Consider the following 15,517-nt stretch of genomic DNA (forward strand, 5'->3'; position numbering starts at 1 on the left):
GCGATGGCCGACGAAGCGCCTTACAGCCGGCTTTACCTGTTCCTTGCCCGGCGCTGGTGGGCCGCATTCGTGCTGCTCGGCGTGAGCTTCGTGCTCGGCGGCCTGGTGACGCTGAACCTGCTGCACATGCTGAGCGCGAACCTCGAGTTTCTGTCGTCGTACGGCATCGATGCGCTGCGTGACGGCGGCTTCAGGCAACTGTTCGAGATCGTCGTGTCGGGCTACTTTGCGGCGGCGTGTTACGTCGTCTTCAAGCTCTGCGAAAAGGTGCTCGTGGAGCGCCTGTCCAAACAACAACAAGGAATTGATTCGTGAAGATCGCGATCCTGCCGGGTGACGGCATCGGCACCGAAATCGTGGCGCAGGCCGAGCGCGTGCTGGGCTCGCTCGACCTGCAGTTCGAGACCGAACAGGCGCTCGTGGGCGGTGCTGCGTACGAAGCGCATGGTCACCCGCTGCCCGAGTCGACGCTGCGCCTGGCGCAAGCCGCAGACGCTGTGCTCTTCGGCGCCGTGGGCGACTGGAAGTACGACACGCTGGAGCGTGCGCTGCGGCCCGAGCAGGCGATCCTGGGCTTGCGCAAGAGCCTGGGGTTGTTTGCCAACTTCCGGCCGGCGATCTGCTACGAGCAGCTCACCCACGCGTCGAGCCTCAAGCCCGAACTGGTGGCGGGCCTCGACATCCTGATCATCCGCGAGCTCACCGGTGACATCTATTTCGGCCAGCCGCGCGGCCGGCGCGAATCGCCCGACGGCGCGTTCGCCGGTGCCGAAGAGGCCTTCGACACGATGCGCTATTCGCGCCCCGAGATCGAGCGCATCGCACACGTCGCTTTCCAGGCCGCGCGCAAGCGCAGCAAGCGGCTCACGAGCGTGGACAAGGCCAATGTGCTCGAGACCTTCCAGTTCTGGAAAGACATCGTCACCGAAGTGCACGCGCAATACCCCGATGTGGCGCTCGACCACATGTACGTCGACAACGCGGCGATGCAACTGGTGCGCGCGCCGAAGAAGTTCGACGTGATCGTCACCGGCAACATGTTCGGCGACATCCTGTCCGACGAGGCCGCCATGCTCACCGGTTCGATCGGCATGCTGCCCTCGGCCTCGCTCAACGCCGCCGGCAAGGGCCTGTACGAACCCAGCCACGGCAGCGCGCCTGACATCGCCGGCAAGGGCCTGGCCAACCCGTTGGCTACAATCTTGTCTGCCGCCATGATGCTTCGATACTCCCTCAGCCAGCCCGCCGCCGCCGATCGCATCGAATCGGCGGTGCAGCAGGTGCTCGCCTCGGGTCTGCGCACGCCGGACATCTGGTCCGAGGGTACGAAGAAGGTCGGCACCCGCGAGATGGGCGACGCTGTCGTCGCCGCACTGGCCGGCAACATCACTAAGAAGACGATCAAGGGCTAGCAAGCTCCGGTTCGTCTCGCCCCTGCACCTGGCGAACGAGCCGGGGCAGCAAGAGGTTTCAACAACTTTCTGAAAGGGCGAACGATGAGACTCACAGGTTTGGTTGGATGGCGCGGCATGGTCGGTTCCGTGCTGATGGACCGCATGCAGGCCGAAGGTGACTTCGACCACATCGAGCCGGTGTTCTTCAGCACCAGCAATGCCGGCGGCAGCGCGCCGGCCATGGCGAAGAACGAGACCAAGCTCTTCGACGCTTACGACGTCGAGGCGCTCAAGCGCTGCGAGATCATCATCACCGCGCAAGGCGGTGACTACACGAGCGACGTGTTCCCGCGCCTTCGCGCCGCCGGCTGGAAGGGCCACTGGATCGACGCCGCCTCCACGCTGCGCATGAACGACGACGCGGTCATCGTGCTCGACCCGGTCAACATGCCGGTCATCAAGAACGCGCTGGCCGCCGGGGGCCGCAACTGGATCGGCGGCAACTGCACCGTGAGCTGCATGCTGATGGGCGTGGGCGCGCTGTACAAGGCCGGGCTCGTCGAGTGGATGAGCACCATGACCTACCAGGCCGCTTCGGGCGGCGGTGCCGCGCACATGCGCGAGCTGCTCACCCAGTTCGGCACGCTCAACGCCGAAGTTCGGCCGCTGCTCGACGACCCGAAGAGCGCGATTCTCGAGATCGACCGCCTGCTCGCCGCCAGGCAGCGTGGCCTTGCTGGCGACGAGATCGCGAACTTCGGTGTGCCGCTCGGCGGCAGCCTGATCCCGTGGATCGACAAGGACCTCGGCATCGGGAAGCAGCCCGACGAGACGGGCTGGGGCATGAGCAAGGAAGAGTGGAAGGGCGGCGCCGAGACGAACAAGATCCTCGGCCAAGGCGCGGGCTTCGGCGCGCCGGCCGTACCGGTCGACGGGTTCTGCGTGCGCGTCGGCGCGATGCGCTGCCACAGCCAGGCCTTGATGTTCAAGCTGAAGAAGAACGTGCCGATGTCAGACATCGAAGCGCTGATCGCGAACGACAACGCGTGGGTGAAGGTGGTGCCCAACACCCGCGAGGCCAGCATGCGCGAGCTGACGCCGGTGGCGGTGACCGGAACCATGTCGATCCCGGTCGGGCGTCTGCGCAAGATGGCGATGGGCCCGGAGTATCTGGGGGCGTTCACGATCGGTGACCAGTTGCTCTGGGGTGCGGCCGAACCCCTGCGCAGGATCCTGCGCATCGTGATCGAGGCGTGAACTTTGCGGCAGGTGTTTCGAGCCGTTGCCGCATCGCAACATGCGTGTGTGCAAAACTCGCGGTTCGTGCACCCGGCGCAATGTCAGCCATTGGATGAGCTTGTCAGCGTATCTCATTGATGCTATTGTGATTTCTGGTAATTCACCGAAAATTTACTCGATTCACGTCATTGACTGTTACGTGATTGCCGGGCCTGTATGGCTGCCCGCTTCGTCCAATTGGGAGACGCCTTGAAAAGAAAATCGACGTTCTCGGGGCGTTTCGCCCTGACCGGGGTGGCAGCGGCCGCACTTTGCATCGTGGCGCCTGCCGCCTGGGCCCTGGGCCTGGGCAAGCTGCAAGTTCAATCGGCCTTGGGCGAGTCGCTGCGGGCCGAGATCGACATCACGAGCCTGTCACCCGAAGAAGCGTCGAACCTGCGCATTCGCGTCGCGCCGCCCGAGTCCTACCGGGCCGCAGGCGTCGACTACAACCCGGTGCTGCCGGGGACCGAAGTCGCGCTGCAGCGCCGCGCAGATGGGCGGCCTTACCTGCGCATCACCAGTGATCGGGGCGTTCAGGAGCCCTTCGTCGACGTGATCCTCGAGATCACCTGGGCCACCGGGCGTCTGGTGCGCGAGTACACGCTGCTGCTCGATCCCCCAACGGCCACCGCGCGCGCGCCCGCCGCTCCGGCGCCCGCCGTGGCGCCGACGATGTCGGCGGCAGCGCCTGCGCCCGCACCGGCTGTATCCAGCACCCCGGAACGCAGGGCAGTGCCTGCCCGTGCAGAGCCCGAGCCCGCAGCGCCACGTGAACCGCGTGCACCGCGAGCGGCAGCCGCACCGGCCGCTGCGGCGCCCGCCGGCCCCGAGGGTGCCGACGAGTACCGCGTGAGGGCGGGTGACTCGCTCTCGAAGATCGCGTCGCGCACCCAGCGTGCCGGCGTGTCGCTCGACCAGATGCTGGTGTCGCTGTACCGCAGCAACCCGCAGGCCTTCGTCGACAACAACATGAACCGGCTGAAGTCGGGCGTGGTGCTGTCGGTGCCGAGTGCCGAAAGCGCGAAGGGCACGACGCCCTCGGAAGCGCGCCAGGTCATCCAGGCGCAGAGCGCTGACTTCGGCGCCTATCGCCAGCGCCTTGCAGGCGCCGTTCCTGCGGCCAAGACCGAAGGCAGTGCGCGCCAGGCCAGTGGCAAGGTGCAGGCTTCGGTCGAAGACGGCAAGCGCAGCGCGGCCCCGGCACCCGACAAGCTCACCCTGAGCAAAGGCGCAGCGCCGGCAGGTGCTGCTGCCAGCGCCGAAGCCCAAATTTCGAAGGACCGCGAGAAGAAGGCCGCCGACGCGCGAGTCGCCGAGTTGTCGAAGAATGTCGACGAACTGAAAAAGCTGTCTGGCGCCGCTGCGTCCAGCGCTGCCGCCAAGCCTGCCGCCGTCCCGACCCCTGCCGTGGTCGCAGCGGCGCCGCCGCCGGCTCCGGCGCCCGCGCCCGCCAAGCCGCCAGCCGCTGCGCCTGCTTCGGCCCCCGTTCCGCCGGTCGCGGTGGCGCCGCCGGCCTCGGTGCCGGCCGTCCCGGCCTTGTTGCCGCCACTGGTGGCCTCTGCGCCCACCGCCGCTGTGATCGCGTCGGCGCCTGCGCCGGCAGCGCCGGCTCCTGCGTCTGCCCCGGTGGTCGTTGCCGCCGCGCCCGCCTCTGCCGCGAGTGCCGCTGTCAGCCCGCCTCCGGCCGCGGCGTCACGCCCGACCATGCCCGCACCTGCGCCTGTCGTGGCCGAGCCCAGTTTTGTCGACACGCTGCTCGAAAACCCCTTGGCACTCGGCGGCGGTGCGCTGGCCTTGTTGCTGGGCGGCCTGGGCTTCTATGCCTACCGCAAGCGTGGCAAGAAAGACAGTGGCGAGACCTCGTTCCTCGAGAGCCGCCTGCAGCCCGATTCCTTCTTCGGCGCCAGCGGTGGCCAGCGCATCGACACGCGTGACGCAGCCGGCGCTTCGTCATCGATGAGCTACTCGCTGAGCCAGCTCGACGCGATCGGCGATGTCGACCCGGTGGCCGAGGCCGACGTGTACCTCGCCTACGGCCGCGACCTGCAGGCCGAAGAAATCCTCAAGGAAGCGATGCGCAGCAGCCCGGAACGCATGGCGATCCGCACCAAGCTGCTCGAGGTGTATGCCAAGCGCCGCGACACCAAGGGCTTCGAGCTTCTGGCCACGCAATTGTTCGCGCTGACCCGCGGCACCGGCGAAGACTGGGCCAAGGCTCAGGAACTCGGCGCCGAGATCGACCCCGACAACCCGCTGTTCCGCCCGGGCGGTACGCCGGCCGTTGTGACCGGCCATGGTGGCGAGATCATCGAGCCGCTCGGCGCGAGCACGATGCCGCAATCGGTGCTGCCGTCGCCGTCGCAATACGGTGCGGCGGTGAGCGGCTTGCCGACGCTCGATGGCGGCGGCGATCTCGACCTCGATCTGGGCGAGCCGGTGGCCACCACGGCGCCGTCTCCGCTCGAAGCGACGCAGGCTTTCGCGCCACCCGCTGCGCGGGCCGCAGAAGATGATTCGATGTCGCTCGACTTCCCGACCTCGAGCCCGACGCCGCTGCGCAGCGAGCCGCCGAGCGTCAAGTTGCCGGAACCCGAGCCCTTCGACCTCTCGGGAATCTCGCTCGACCTCGATCTGCCGGCCACCGACGACGAGAAGACCGTGCCGCGCCTGGCCAAGTCGAATGCCAACGCCAAGTTCGACGACAGCGATCTGCCGTCGCTCGATGACGATGGAAACGACGATCCGCTGGCCCGCAAGATCGAGCTCGCCGAAGAATTCCGCCAGATCGGCGACAAGGACGGCGCGCGCGACCTGCTGAACGAAGTCGTGGCCAAGGCGACAGGCGCCGTGAAGTCGAAGGCGCAGAGCATGCTGGCCGACCTGGGGTGATTCCCCGGCCCCGGCGCGACACGCTGTCGATTTGCGGCAGCGCTTGAAGATGAGAGTCGCGCTGGGCGTCAGCTACCGCGGGCAGGCCTACCAGGGATGGCAGAGCCAGCCCGGTGGCAACACCGTTCAAGACAAGCTCGAAGGCGCGCTGTCGCGCTTCGCCGACCAGCCGCTGCGGGTGATGTGCGCCGGCCGCACCGACACCGGCGTGCACGCCCTCAACCAGGTCGTGCACCTCGACACCCCGATCGAACGCGAGCCCTTCTCGTGGGTGCGCGGAACCAACCGCTACCTGCCGCCCGACATCGCCGTGCAGTGGGCCCAGCCCATGCCCGACGAGTTTCATGCGCGCTTCAGCGCGCAAGGTCGGCGCTATGTCTACGTGCTGCTGGAATCGCCGGTTCGACCGGCTGTGGAAGCCGGTTCGGTGGGCTGGAGCCTGCGCGCGCTCGAAGCCTCGGCAATGGGGTCAGCCGCACGGCTGCTGCTGGGTGAGCACGACTTCAGCGCCTTTCGTTCGGCAGAGTGCCAGGCGGCGTCGCCGGTCAAGACGATCCGCGACATCACCATCACCCGGCGCGGTGCTTACTGGCGCTTCGAGTTCGACGCCAACGCTTTTCTGCACCACATGGTGCGCAACCTCATGGGCTGCCTGCTGGCGGTGGGCTCGGGCGCGAAGAACGAAGCCTGGTTGCGCGAGGTGCTCGAATCGAAAGACCGGCGGCTCGCTGCGGCCACTTTTTCAGCCGATGGCCTGTACTTCATCGGGCCGTACTACGATCCGATGCATGCGATTCCGAACCGACCCGTTGCACTCGACTGGCTGCCCTGAGCGGCGGCCGCGCCGATGAACCAGCGCACCCGGATCAAGATCTGCGGCCTGACGCGCGAGGCCGATGTCGACGCCGCCGTTGAAGCCGGTGCAGATGCGATCGGCTTCGTGTTCTACGAAAAGAGCCCGCGCCACGTCAGCTTGCTGAGGGCGAAAGAGCTCGCGCGGCGCCTGCCGGTGTTCGTGACGCCCGTGGGACTCTTCGTCAACGCGGGCGCCGCCACCCTCGAGGCCGCGGTGCAGGCGATCCCGCAACTTCTGCCGCAGTTTCATGGCGACGAAACGGTGGAAGACTGTCGCCGCCCGGGCCGGCCTTACCTGCGCGCCGCGCGCATGGCGCCGGGCTTCGATTTGTTAGACTTCGCCTCTCGTTTTTCAGACGCCCAAGCGCTTTTGCTCGACGCCCATGTCGACGGCTACGGTGGCGGTGGAAAGGTTTTCGATTGGTCCGTCATTCCGCACGACGTGCCCCTTCCAGTCGTTTTGTCTGGTGGGTTGCATGCAGGAAATGTGATCCCTGGCATCCAGCTCGTCCGGCCCTGGGCCGTTGACGTGAGCTCCGGCGTGGAGTCGGCCAAAGGCATCAAGGATGCCGAGTCGATCCGCCGGTTCTGCGATGCAGTGCGCGAGGCCGATGCCCGCATCGCTGCATCGGTTGCCTGATCAGGATTCACCCACCATGTCGAACTACCAACAACCCGATGAACGGGGCCATTTCGGCCCCTATGGCGGCAGCTTCGTTGCCGAGACGCTCGTGCATGCGCTCGATGAACTCAAGCGCTGTTATGCCGAGGTGCAGAACGATCCGGAATTCACCCGGGAATTCAAGTCGGAGCTGGCGCATTTCGTCGGCCGCCCGAGCCCGATCTACCACGCCGCACGCCTGAGCCGCGAGCTCGGCGGGGCGCAAATTTTCCTGAAGCGCGAAGACCTCAACCACACCGGCGCGCACAAGGTCAACAACACCATCGGCCAGGCCATGCTCGCGCGCCGCATGGGCAAACCGCGTGTGATCGCCGAAACCGGTGCCGGCCAGCACGGCGTGGCCACCGCCACGATCTGCGCGCGCTACGGCCTGGAGTGCGTGGTGTACATGGGCAGCGAAGACGTGAAGCGCCAGTCGCCCAACGTCTACCGCATGAACCTGCTGGGCGCGACCGTGGTGCCGGTCGAGAGCGGCTCGAAGACGCTGAAAGACGCGCTCAACGAAGCGCTGCGCGACTGGGTCACGAACGTCGAGAACACCTTCTACATCATCGGCACCGTGGCCGGCCCGCACCCCTACCCGACGATGGTGCGTGACTTCCAGCGGGTGATCGGCGACGAGTGCCTGGTGCAGATGCCGCAGATGACCGGCCGGCAGCCCGACGCTGTTATCGCCTGCGTGGGCGGCGGCAGCAACGCCATGGGCATCTTCTACCCGTACATCGACCACGCGGCCACTCGGTTGATCGGGGTTGAAGCTGCAGGGCAGGGGCTGGATACCGACAAGCACGCGGCTTCGCTCACCAAAGGCTCGCCTGGCGTATTGCACGGCAACCGCACCTACCTGCTGCAGGACACGAACGGGCAGATCACCGAAACCCATTCGATCTCGGCAGGCCTCGACTACCCCGGCGTCGGCCCCGAGCATGCGTACCTGAAAGACATCGGCCGCGCCGAGTATGTCGGCATCACCGATGACGAAGCGCTCGTTGCGTTCCACCGCCTGTGCCGCACCGAAGGAATCATCCCAGCCCTCGAATCGGCGCATGCCGTCGCCCACGCGATGAAGATGGCGCCGACGATGCGCAGCGATCAGCACCTGCTCGTGAACCTGTCGGGTCGCGGCGACAAGGACATCGGCACCATCGCCGACCTGTCGGGTGCCGACTTCTTCTGCCGGCCGTCGTGCCAGGGCCAGAGCGCCAAGGGCTCGGCTGCGATCATGAAAGGCCCGAAATGAGCCGCATCGCCGCCACCTTCAACGCGCTTCAGGCCAGCGGCCGCAAGGCGCTGATCCCCTACATCACCTCGGGTGACCCGTTCGCCGATGCCACCGTCGACATCATGCTGGCCATGGCCGAGGCCGGCGCCGATGTGATCGAACTCGGCGTGCCGTTTTCCGACCCGATGGCCGACGGCCCGGTGATCCAGAAGGCCGGCGAACGCGCGCTGGCCCGTGGCATCGGCATGCCGCAGGTGCTCGACTTCGTGCGCGGCTTTCGCCTGAAGAACGATCACACACCGGTCGTTTTGATGGGCTACGCGAACCCGGTCGAGCGTTACGGCATCGATCGTTTCGTGGCCGATGCCAAGGCCGCCGGCGTCGACGGTGTGCTCGTCGTCGACTACCCACCCGAAGAGTGCGAAGCCTTCGCCGCCACGCTCAAGCGCAACGGCATCGACCCGATCTTCCTGCTCGCGCCCACCTCGACCGAAGCGCGCATGCAGCAGGTGGGCCGCATCGCGAGTGGCTACGTCTACTACGTGTCGCTGAAGGGCGTGACCGGCGCCGGCCACCTCGACACGGCCGCCGTGGCCTCGATGATCCCGCGCATCAAGAACTTCGTGAAGCTGCCGGTCGGCGTGGGCTTCGGCATCCGTGACGCGAAGACGGCGCAGGCCGTGGCGGCGGTTTCCGATGCCGTCGTCATCGGCACGGCGCTCGTGCAATTGCTGGAAACGCGCACGCGCGACAATGTGGCCGCTGCGGCCGGCGAGTTCATCGCCGGGATCCGCAAGGCACTCGATTCCTGAAAGGATCCACCGCATGAGCTGGCTCGAAAAACTGCTGCCACCGAAGATCCAGCCGAACGAACGCGGCGAGCGCCGCACCGTGCCCGAAGGCTTGTGGATCAAGTGCCCTTCTTGCGAAACGGTGCTCTACAAGACCGACCTCGAGCAGAACGTGTACGTGTGCCCGAAGTGCAGCCACCACCACCGCATCGGCGCGCGGGCGCGGCTCGACGCCTTCCTTGACCCCGAAGGCCGCTACGAGATCGGCCAGGAAGTGCTGCCGGTCGACGCGCTGAAGTTCAAGGACAGCAAGAAGTACCCCGAGCGACTGAAAGACGCGCTCGAAACCACCGGCGAAACCGATGCGCTCGTGGTCATGGGTGGTGCGGTGCATGCGGTGCCGATCGTGGCTGCGTGTTTCGAGTTCGAGTTCATGGGCGGCTCGATGGGCTCGGTGGTCGGCGAACGTTTCGTGCGCGGCGTCGAGTCGGCGATCGAACAGAAGACGCCGTTCGTCAGCTTCACCGCGACCGGCGGCGCGCGCATGCAGGAGGGCCTGCTCAGCCTGATGCAGATGGCCAAGACCAACGCAGCGTTGACACACCTGGCCAAGGCACGCCTGCCCTACATCAGCGTGTTGACCGACCCGACGATGGGCGGTGTGTCGGCGAGCTTCGCCTTCGTGGGCGACGTGGTCATTGCCGAGCCGAAAGCGCTGATCGGTTTTGCCGGCCCGCGCGTGATCGAGAACACCGTGCGCGAGAAGCTGCCCGAAGGTTTTCAGCGCGCAGAATTTCTGATGCAGACCGGCGCGATCGACATGATCGTCGACCGGCGCGAGATGCGCGCCTGCGTGGCGCGCGCCATCGCGATCCTGCAGCGCCAGAGCGCCGATGCCGTCGTCTGACGCGGCTTCGCCCCTTTCACCCCTGCCCACGACGCTGGCCGACTGGCTGGCGCGCTGCGAACGGCTGCACCCGAAAGAGATCGACCTGACGCTCGAGCGCGTGCGCAGCGTGTCGGGCCGCTTGGGGCTGTCGTTCGACGTGCCGGTGGTGTCGGTCGCCGGCACCAACGGCAAGGGCTCGACCTGCGCCATGCTCGAAGCGATCGCCTTGCAGGCCGGGTATCGCGTCGGCCTCTACTCCAAGCCGCACCTTGTGCACTTCGAGGAACGCTGCCGCGTCAACGGCGAGCAGGTGGGTGCTGCAGATCTGCTGCCACACTTCGAAGCAGTGGAACAGGCGCGTGGCGACGTGAACCTGACCTACTTCGAGTTCACCACGCTCGTGATCGCGCGCCTGCTGTCGAAGGCGCCACTCGATCTCGTGATTCTCGAAGTCGGCCTCGGCGGCCGGCTCGATGCGGTCAACGTGGTCGATGCCGACTGCGCCGTGATCACCAGCATCGACATCGATCACACCGAGTTTCTGGGCTCCACGCGCGAAGCCATCGGCTTCGAGAAGGCCGGCATCATGCGCGCCGGCAAGCCGGTGGTCGTGAGCGACCCGGTGCCCCCGCAGAGCCTGGTCAACCACGCGCAGAAGATCGGTGCCGACCTGTGGTGCTTCGGGCGCGACTTCAACTACGCCGGCGACAAGCTGCAATGGAACTGGGCCGGGCGCACGAAGCGCTTCAACGCGCTGGCCTACCCGGCGCTGCGTGGCGCGAACCAGTTGCTCAACGCGTCGGGCGCGCTGGCCGCTTTCGAGGCCTTGCGCGAGCGCCTGCCGATCACCGCTCAGGCCGCGCGCAACGGGATGGCGATGGTCGAGTTGCCCGGGCGCTTCCAGATCATTGCCGGGCAGCCGACGCTGGTGCTCGACGTGGCGCACAACCCGCACGCCGTGGCCACGCTGGTGCAGAACCTGGACCAGATGGCGTTTTTCCCGCGCACGCACGTGGTGCTCGGGGTGATGCGCGACAAGGACCTCGACGCCATCCTGACGAAGCTGGCACCGATCGTCGATCACTGGCATTTCGCCGACCTTCCGCCACCGCGCGGCGCCACGGCGCAAGCGCTGGCGCAACGCCACGCCGCATTGCAGCTGAAAGGGCCGGGGCCGGTGAGCGTGGCCTGCCACGCCAGCCCGCGCGAAGCCCTGGTCGCAGCGCTGGGCCACGCCGACCCCGCTGATAGAATCGTGGTCCTCGGATCATTCCAAACCGTGGGCGGCGTGTTGAAGGACGGCCTGCCCCGGTTGACCGGCAAACACGCTGTCTGAGCGCCCCGCGCCGACGACTCGAAGGGCGGGCGCGAAGGCGCCAGAAAAGCCTGCCGAACCCCGCAATTCTGGAACTCTCGCCGCATGGGTTTGCTGTCCAATTTGAGCCGCAAGAAAGTCACCGACGCGGGGCCCGGGGCGGTTCAGGAACCCGCCGACGCGGTGCTCCAGGCGCGCACGCGTGCGCGCCAGCGACTCATCGGCGCCGCGGTGCTCGTGGTGATCGGCGTGATCGGCTTCCCGCTCGTGTTCGAAACCCAGCCCCGCCCGATTCCTGTCGACATTCCGATCGTGATCCCGCGCAAGGACGGTGCGCCGCCGCTGGCCATGCCGCCGGCCCGTGTGCCATCGGCGGCGGCGCAGGCCGCGCCCGCCGAAGCCCCTGCGCCGGCGATCAAGAGCCCGCCCGACGAGGTGATCACCGAGACGCGCGAACAGGCCGGCAAGGAAGTGGCGGCGACGCAGCCCGCACGGCCACCGTCGGCGCCTGTCGTCGCAGAGAAGGCAGCCTCGAAACCTGCCCCGAAGCCGGCTCCAGTGGAGGCCGCGCCCAAGCCGGTGGCCGAACCCAAACCTCCGGCCAAGCCCGACGACGCCGTGCGTGCCAAGGCCTTGCTCGAAGGCACACAGCCGGCCGCGGCTGCCGGGGGTCGCTTCGTTCTGCAGGTGGGCGCTTTCGCCGACGCGAGCGCGGCGCGCGAGACGCGCCTGAAGGTCGAGAAACTCGGCCTGAAAACCTACACCCAGGTCGCCGAGACGCCCGCTGGCAGCCGCATCCGCGTGCGCGTCGGGCCGTTCGCTTCCCGAGAAGAAGCCGACAAGGCGCTGGCCAAGGCGCGCGGCGCCGGGCTGAGCGGCGTCGTGCTCACGTTGTGAACCTCGATCATGAGCGTGGACTTGGGCTGGGTCGACATCGGGCTGCTGCTGTTCATGGTGCTGTCGGTCGTGGTCGGGCTGATGCGCGGCGTCGTGTTCGAGATCCTTTCGCTCGCCGGTTGGGTCGTGGCCTACCTCGCAGCGCAATTGCTCACGCCGCTGGTTCAGCCGCACACCTCGATCGGCCAGCCGGGCTCGGCCTTGAATCACGCGGTCGCGTTCGCATCTGTGTTCTTCGTGTCGCTGGTGCTGTGGGGGCTGGGCGCCCGGCTGGTGCGTGTCTTGATTCGGGCCACGCCGCTCAGTTCAATCGACCGCCTGCTCGGCGCCTGCTTCGGTGTGGTGCGCGGCTTGCTGGTGTTGCTGTTGCTGGCGCTGGTGATCGGGTTCACGCCGATCGCGAAGTGGCCGTCGATGCAGCGCTCGCAAGGCGTGGCATGGCTGAACATGGTGGTCAAGGAGATCATGCCTTGGCTGCCGATCCAGGTGGTTCAACCCTCGTCGGCGTGAAACGCGCGCTCGACTGAAACAAGGCGGAAAGCATGTGCGGCATCGTGGGTGTCATCTCGAAGGCACCGGTCAACCAGCTGATCTACGACGCTTTGTTGCTGCTGCAGCACCGCGGGCAAGACGCGGCCGGCATCGTGACCATGCAAGGCACCAAGTGCTTCATGCACAAGGCACGTGGCATGGTGCGCGACGTGTTCCGCACCCGCAACATGCGCGGCCTGCCGGGCACGGTGGGCCTGGGCCAGGTGCGTTACCCGACTGCCGGCAACGCCTACAGTGAAGAAGAGGCGCAGCCCTTCTACGTGAACGCGCCCTTCGGCATCGTGCTCGTGCACAACGGCAACCTCACGAACGCGCAGGCGCTCAAGCAGGAGCTGATCGACGTCGACCGGCGCCACATCAACACGACCAGCGACACCGAAGTGTTGATCAACGTCGTCGCGCACGAACTCGCGCTGGCCGCGCGCGGCCGACCCTTGTCGCCCGATGAAGTGTTCACGGCGGTGTCTGCAGTGCACAAGCGCATCCGCGGTTCCTACGCGGTGGTCGCGTTGATCGCGGGCCACGGCCTGCTGGCTTTCCGCGACCCGTTCGGCATTCGCCCGCTGTGTTTCGGCGAAGGCATGGGCGCAGACGGTGGCGAGGTGATGGTGGCGAGCGAGTCGGTCGCCATCGAAGGCACCGGCCACAAGGTCACGCGCGACGTGGCGCCGGGTGAAGCCTTGTTCATCGACCTGCAGGGCCAGGTGCACTCACGCCAGTGCGCCGAGAACCCGACCCTGAACCCGTGCATGTTCGAGTACGTCTACCTGGCTCGGCCCGACTCCATCATGGACGGTATCTCGGTCTACCAGGCGCGCCTGAACATGGGCGAGACGCTGGCCCAGCGCCTGATCTCGACCATCCCGCCGAACGAGATCGACGTGGTGATCCCGATCCCCGAATCGAGCCGGCCTTCGGCCATGCAACTCGCGCAGCGCATCGGCAAGCCCTACCGTGAAGGCTTCGTGAAGAACCGCTACGTGGGCCGCACCTTCATCATGCCGGGGCAGGGCGTGCGCAAGAAGTCGGTGCGCCAGAAACTCAACGCGATCGGTGTCGAGTTCAAGGGTCGCAACGTGCTGCTCGTCGACGATTCGATCGTGCGTGGCAACACCTCGAAAGAGATCGTGCAGATGGCGCGTGAAGCCGGCGCGCGCAAGGTCTACATGGCCTCGGCCGCGCCGCCGGTGCGCTACCCGAACGTCTACGGCATCGACATGCCGACCAGCGAAGAGCTGATCGCGCACAACCGCAGCATCGAGGAGATCCGCGAGTTCATCGGCGCCGATGCGCTGATCTACCAGGACGTGAACGCGATGAAGCGTGTGGTGGGCGGGCTCAACCCGGCGGTGAAGAGCTTCGAGGCCTCTTGCTTCGACGGCGTCTACATCACCGGCGACGTGAGCGCTGCCGAGTTCGACGCGATGGCCGCACAGCGCAAGGCGCAGGGTGATGAAGAAGAGAGCGACGACCGTTCGCGTCTCGCCCTGCAAAGCGCCACGGAGCTGGGTTGATGAACGACAAGAAGATCCCGCGCGTGGCGCTGCCGGCCGATGCGCGGCTCGACACGCTGGCGGTGCGCGAAGGCCTGCCGCCGAGTGCCTGGAACGAGAACTCGGAAGCGCTGTTCCTGACCAGCAGCTTCGTGCAGCCCGACGCGGCCACGGCCGCGGCTCGCTTCGCGAACGAAGAAGAAGCCTTCATCTACTCGCGCTTCACGAACCCCACGGTGATGATGATGGAGCGCCGGCTCGCCGCGCTCGAAGGCGCCGAAGCCTGCATCGCCACATCGAGTGGCATGAGCGCGATATTGCTGCTCGGCATGGGCTTGCTGAAGGCAGGCGACCACGTGATCTGCTCGCGCAGCGTGTTCGGCTCGACCATCATGCTGTTCAGCCGCGAGTTCGCGAAGTTCGGCGTCGAGACGAGTTTCGTGTCGCAGACCGACCCGCGCGAATGGCAGCAGGCCGTCAAGGCGAACACGAAGCTGTTGTTCGCCGAGTCGCCGACCAACCCGCTCACCGAGGTGTGTGACATTCGGGCGCTCTCGGCGATCGCGAAGACTGCCGGTGCCTGGCTCGCGGTCGACAACTGTTTCTGCTCGCCCGCCCTGCAGCGGCCGATCGAGTACGGCGCAGACATCGTCATTCACTCGGGCACCAAATACCTCGACGGGCAAGGCCGCGTGATCGCGGGTGCGTTGTGCGCCACCGAGCAACTCGTCAACGAGAAGTTCGTGCCGGTGATGCGCAGTGCCGGCATGTCGCTCTCGCCGTTCAATGCCTGGGTGGTGCTGAAGGGGCTGGAGACGCTCTCGATCCGCATGCAGGCGCAGAGCGCGCGGGCGCTGGCGCTCGCCACCTGGCTCGAAACCCAGCCGCGGGTCGAGCGGGTGTACTACCCCGGCTTGAAGTCACATCCGCAACACGAACTGGCGATGGCGCAGCAATCGGGCAGCGGCGGTGCGGTGGTGTCGTTCATCGTCAAGTCGCAAGACACCGATGGCGCGGCAGCGGCGCGCAAGAACGCATTCCACGTGATCGACCAGACACAGGTGTGTTCGATCACCGCGAACCTCGGCGACACCAAGACCACCATCACGCACCCGGCCAGCACCTCGCACGGGCGGCTGACAGAAGAGCAACGCCTGGCCGCCGGCATCACGCAGGGAATGATTCGCGTGGCCGTGGGGCTCGACGACGTGGAAGACATCAAGGCCGACCTGTTGCGTGGCCTGGGCACGCTGTGAA

Annotated in this window: 14 protein-coding genes; all 14 read left to right on the forward strand. The window is 66.8% G+C overall.

Annotated features, from left to right (window positions below; translation table 11 throughout):
* The first annotated feature begins 3 nt into the window (after positions 1-3).
* The 14 genes from AC30PD_RS16815 (at position 4) to AC30PD_RS16880 (ending at position 15,516) form a co-directional block, all read left to right on the forward strand.
* The gene (locus tag AC30PD_RS16815) at positions 4-315 is read left to right on the forward strand and encodes a hypothetical protein (protein WP_489536817.1); all 312 of its coding nucleotides are present in this window, start codon (positions 4-6) and stop codon (positions 313-315) included.
* The gene (leuB, locus tag AC30PD_RS16820; protein WP_489536818.1) at positions 312-1,412 is read left to right on the forward strand and encodes a 3-isopropylmalate dehydrogenase; all 1,101 of its coding nucleotides are present in this window, start codon (positions 312-314) and stop codon (positions 1,410-1,412) included. The genes AC30PD_RS16815 and leuB overlap by 4 nt, the downstream gene beginning before the upstream one ends.
* 84 nt (positions 1,413-1,496) lie before the next feature.
* Positions 1,497-2,651, forward strand: coding sequence for an aspartate-semialdehyde dehydrogenase (gene asd, locus AC30PD_RS16825; protein WP_489536819.1), 1,155 nt, complete (start codon positions 1,497-1,499; stop codon positions 2,649-2,651).
* A gap of 231 nt (positions 2,652-2,882) precedes the next feature.
* A complete protein-coding gene (locus AC30PD_RS16830) occupies positions 2,883-5,564 on the forward strand; it encodes a motility hub landmark protein FimV (RefSeq protein WP_489536820.1) in 2,682 nt (893 codons plus the stop codon).
* A 49-nt stretch (positions 5,565-5,613) separates the two neighbouring features.
* Complete coding sequence (gene truA / locus AC30PD_RS16835; RefSeq protein WP_489536864.1) at positions 5,614-6,396, forward strand: tRNA pseudouridine(38-40) synthase TruA; 783 nt, start codon at positions 5,614-5,616, stop codon at positions 6,394-6,396.
* A gap of 15 nt (positions 6,397-6,411) precedes the next feature.
* Entirely contained in the window at positions 6,412-7,059 is a 648-nt protein-coding gene (locus AC30PD_RS16840) for a phosphoribosylanthranilate isomerase (RefSeq protein ID WP_489536821.1), read from the forward strand.
* A gap of 16 nt (positions 7,060-7,075) precedes the next feature.
* Positions 7,076-8,341, forward strand: a complete 1,266-nt coding sequence (trpB, locus tag AC30PD_RS16845; protein WP_489536822.1) for a tryptophan synthase subunit beta — start codon at positions 7,076-7,078, stop codon at positions 8,339-8,341.
* A complete protein-coding gene (gene trpA, locus AC30PD_RS16850) occupies positions 8,338-9,135 on the forward strand; it encodes a tryptophan synthase subunit alpha (RefSeq protein WP_489536823.1) in 798 nt (265 codons plus the stop codon). The genes trpB and trpA overlap by 4 nt, the downstream gene beginning before the upstream one ends.
* A 13-nt stretch (positions 9,136-9,148) precedes the next feature.
* Positions 9,149-10,021, forward strand: coding sequence for an acetyl-CoA carboxylase, carboxyltransferase subunit beta (accD, locus tag AC30PD_RS16855; RefSeq protein ID WP_489536824.1), 873 nt, complete (start codon positions 9,149-9,151; stop codon positions 10,019-10,021).
* Positions 10,008-11,339, forward strand: coding sequence for a bifunctional tetrahydrofolate synthase/dihydrofolate synthase (folC, locus tag AC30PD_RS16860; protein WP_489536825.1), 1,332 nt, complete (start codon positions 10,008-10,010; stop codon positions 11,337-11,339). The genes accD and folC overlap by 14 nt, the downstream gene beginning before the upstream one ends.
* Positions 11,340-11,423: 84 nt before the next feature.
* The gene (locus AC30PD_RS16865) at positions 11,424-12,215 is read left to right on the forward strand and encodes an SPOR domain-containing protein (RefSeq protein WP_489536826.1); all 792 of its coding nucleotides are present in this window, start codon (positions 11,424-11,426) and stop codon (positions 12,213-12,215) included.
* Positions 12,216-12,224: 9 nt separating this feature from the next.
* Complete coding sequence (locus AC30PD_RS16870; protein ID WP_489536827.1) at positions 12,225-12,725, forward strand: CvpA family protein; 501 nt, start codon at positions 12,225-12,227, stop codon at positions 12,723-12,725.
* Positions 12,726-12,757: 32 nt separating this feature from the next.
* Entirely contained in the window at positions 12,758-14,281 is a 1,524-nt protein-coding gene (gene purF / locus AC30PD_RS16875) for an amidophosphoribosyltransferase (protein WP_489536828.1), read from the forward strand.
* Entirely contained in the window at positions 14,281-15,516 is a 1,236-nt protein-coding gene (locus tag AC30PD_RS16880; RefSeq protein ID WP_489536829.1) for an O-succinylhomoserine sulfhydrylase, read from the forward strand. The genes purF and AC30PD_RS16880 overlap by 1 nt, the downstream gene beginning before the upstream one ends.
* The last annotated feature ends 1 nt before the right edge of the window (position 15,517 follow it).

The sequence above is a fragment of the Rhizobacter sp. genome, from assembly GCF_032229685.1.
GTDB lineage: Bacteria > Pseudomonadota > Gammaproteobacteria > Burkholderiales > Burkholderiaceae_C > LMDS01.

Excerpts from the sequence above, each read along its gene's own strand:
- AC30PD_RS16815 (WP_489536817.1), top strand. The coding sequence starts at position 4 with ATGGCCGACGAAGCGCCTTACAGCCGGCTTTACCTGTTCCTTGCCCGG.
- asd (WP_489536819.1), top strand. The coding sequence starts at position 1,497 with ATGAGACTCACAGGTTTGGTTGGATGGCGCGGCATGGTCGGTTCCGTG.
- truA (WP_489536864.1), top strand. The coding sequence starts at position 5,614 with ATGAGAGTCGCGCTGGGCGTCAGCTACCGCGGGCAGGCCTACCAGGGA.
- AC30PD_RS16840 (WP_489536821.1), top strand. The coding sequence starts at position 6,412 with ATGAACCAGCGCACCCGGATCAAGATCTGCGGCCTGACGCGCGAGGCC.
- trpB (WP_489536822.1), top strand. The coding sequence starts at position 7,076 with ATGTCGAACTACCAACAACCCGATGAACGGGGCCATTTCGGCCCCTAT.
- trpA (WP_489536823.1), top strand. The coding sequence starts at position 8,338 with ATGAGCCGCATCGCCGCCACCTTCAACGCGCTTCAGGCCAGCGGCCGC.
- accD (WP_489536824.1), top strand. The coding sequence starts at position 9,149 with ATGAGCTGGCTCGAAAAACTGCTGCCACCGAAGATCCAGCCGAACGAA.
- folC (WP_489536825.1), top strand. The coding sequence starts at position 10,008 with ATGCCGTCGTCTGACGCGGCTTCGCCCCTTTCACCCCTGCCCACGACG.
- AC30PD_RS16865 (WP_489536826.1), top strand. The coding sequence starts at position 11,424 with ATGGGTTTGCTGTCCAATTTGAGCCGCAAGAAAGTCACCGACGCGGGG.
- AC30PD_RS16870 (WP_489536827.1), top strand. The coding sequence starts at position 12,225 with ATGAGCGTGGACTTGGGCTGGGTCGACATCGGGCTGCTGCTGTTCATG.
- purF (WP_489536828.1), top strand. The coding sequence starts at position 12,758 with ATGTGCGGCATCGTGGGTGTCATCTCGAAGGCACCGGTCAACCAGCTG.
- AC30PD_RS16880 (WP_489536829.1), top strand. The coding sequence starts at position 14,281 with ATGAACGACAAGAAGATCCCGCGCGTGGCGCTGCCGGCCGATGCGCGG.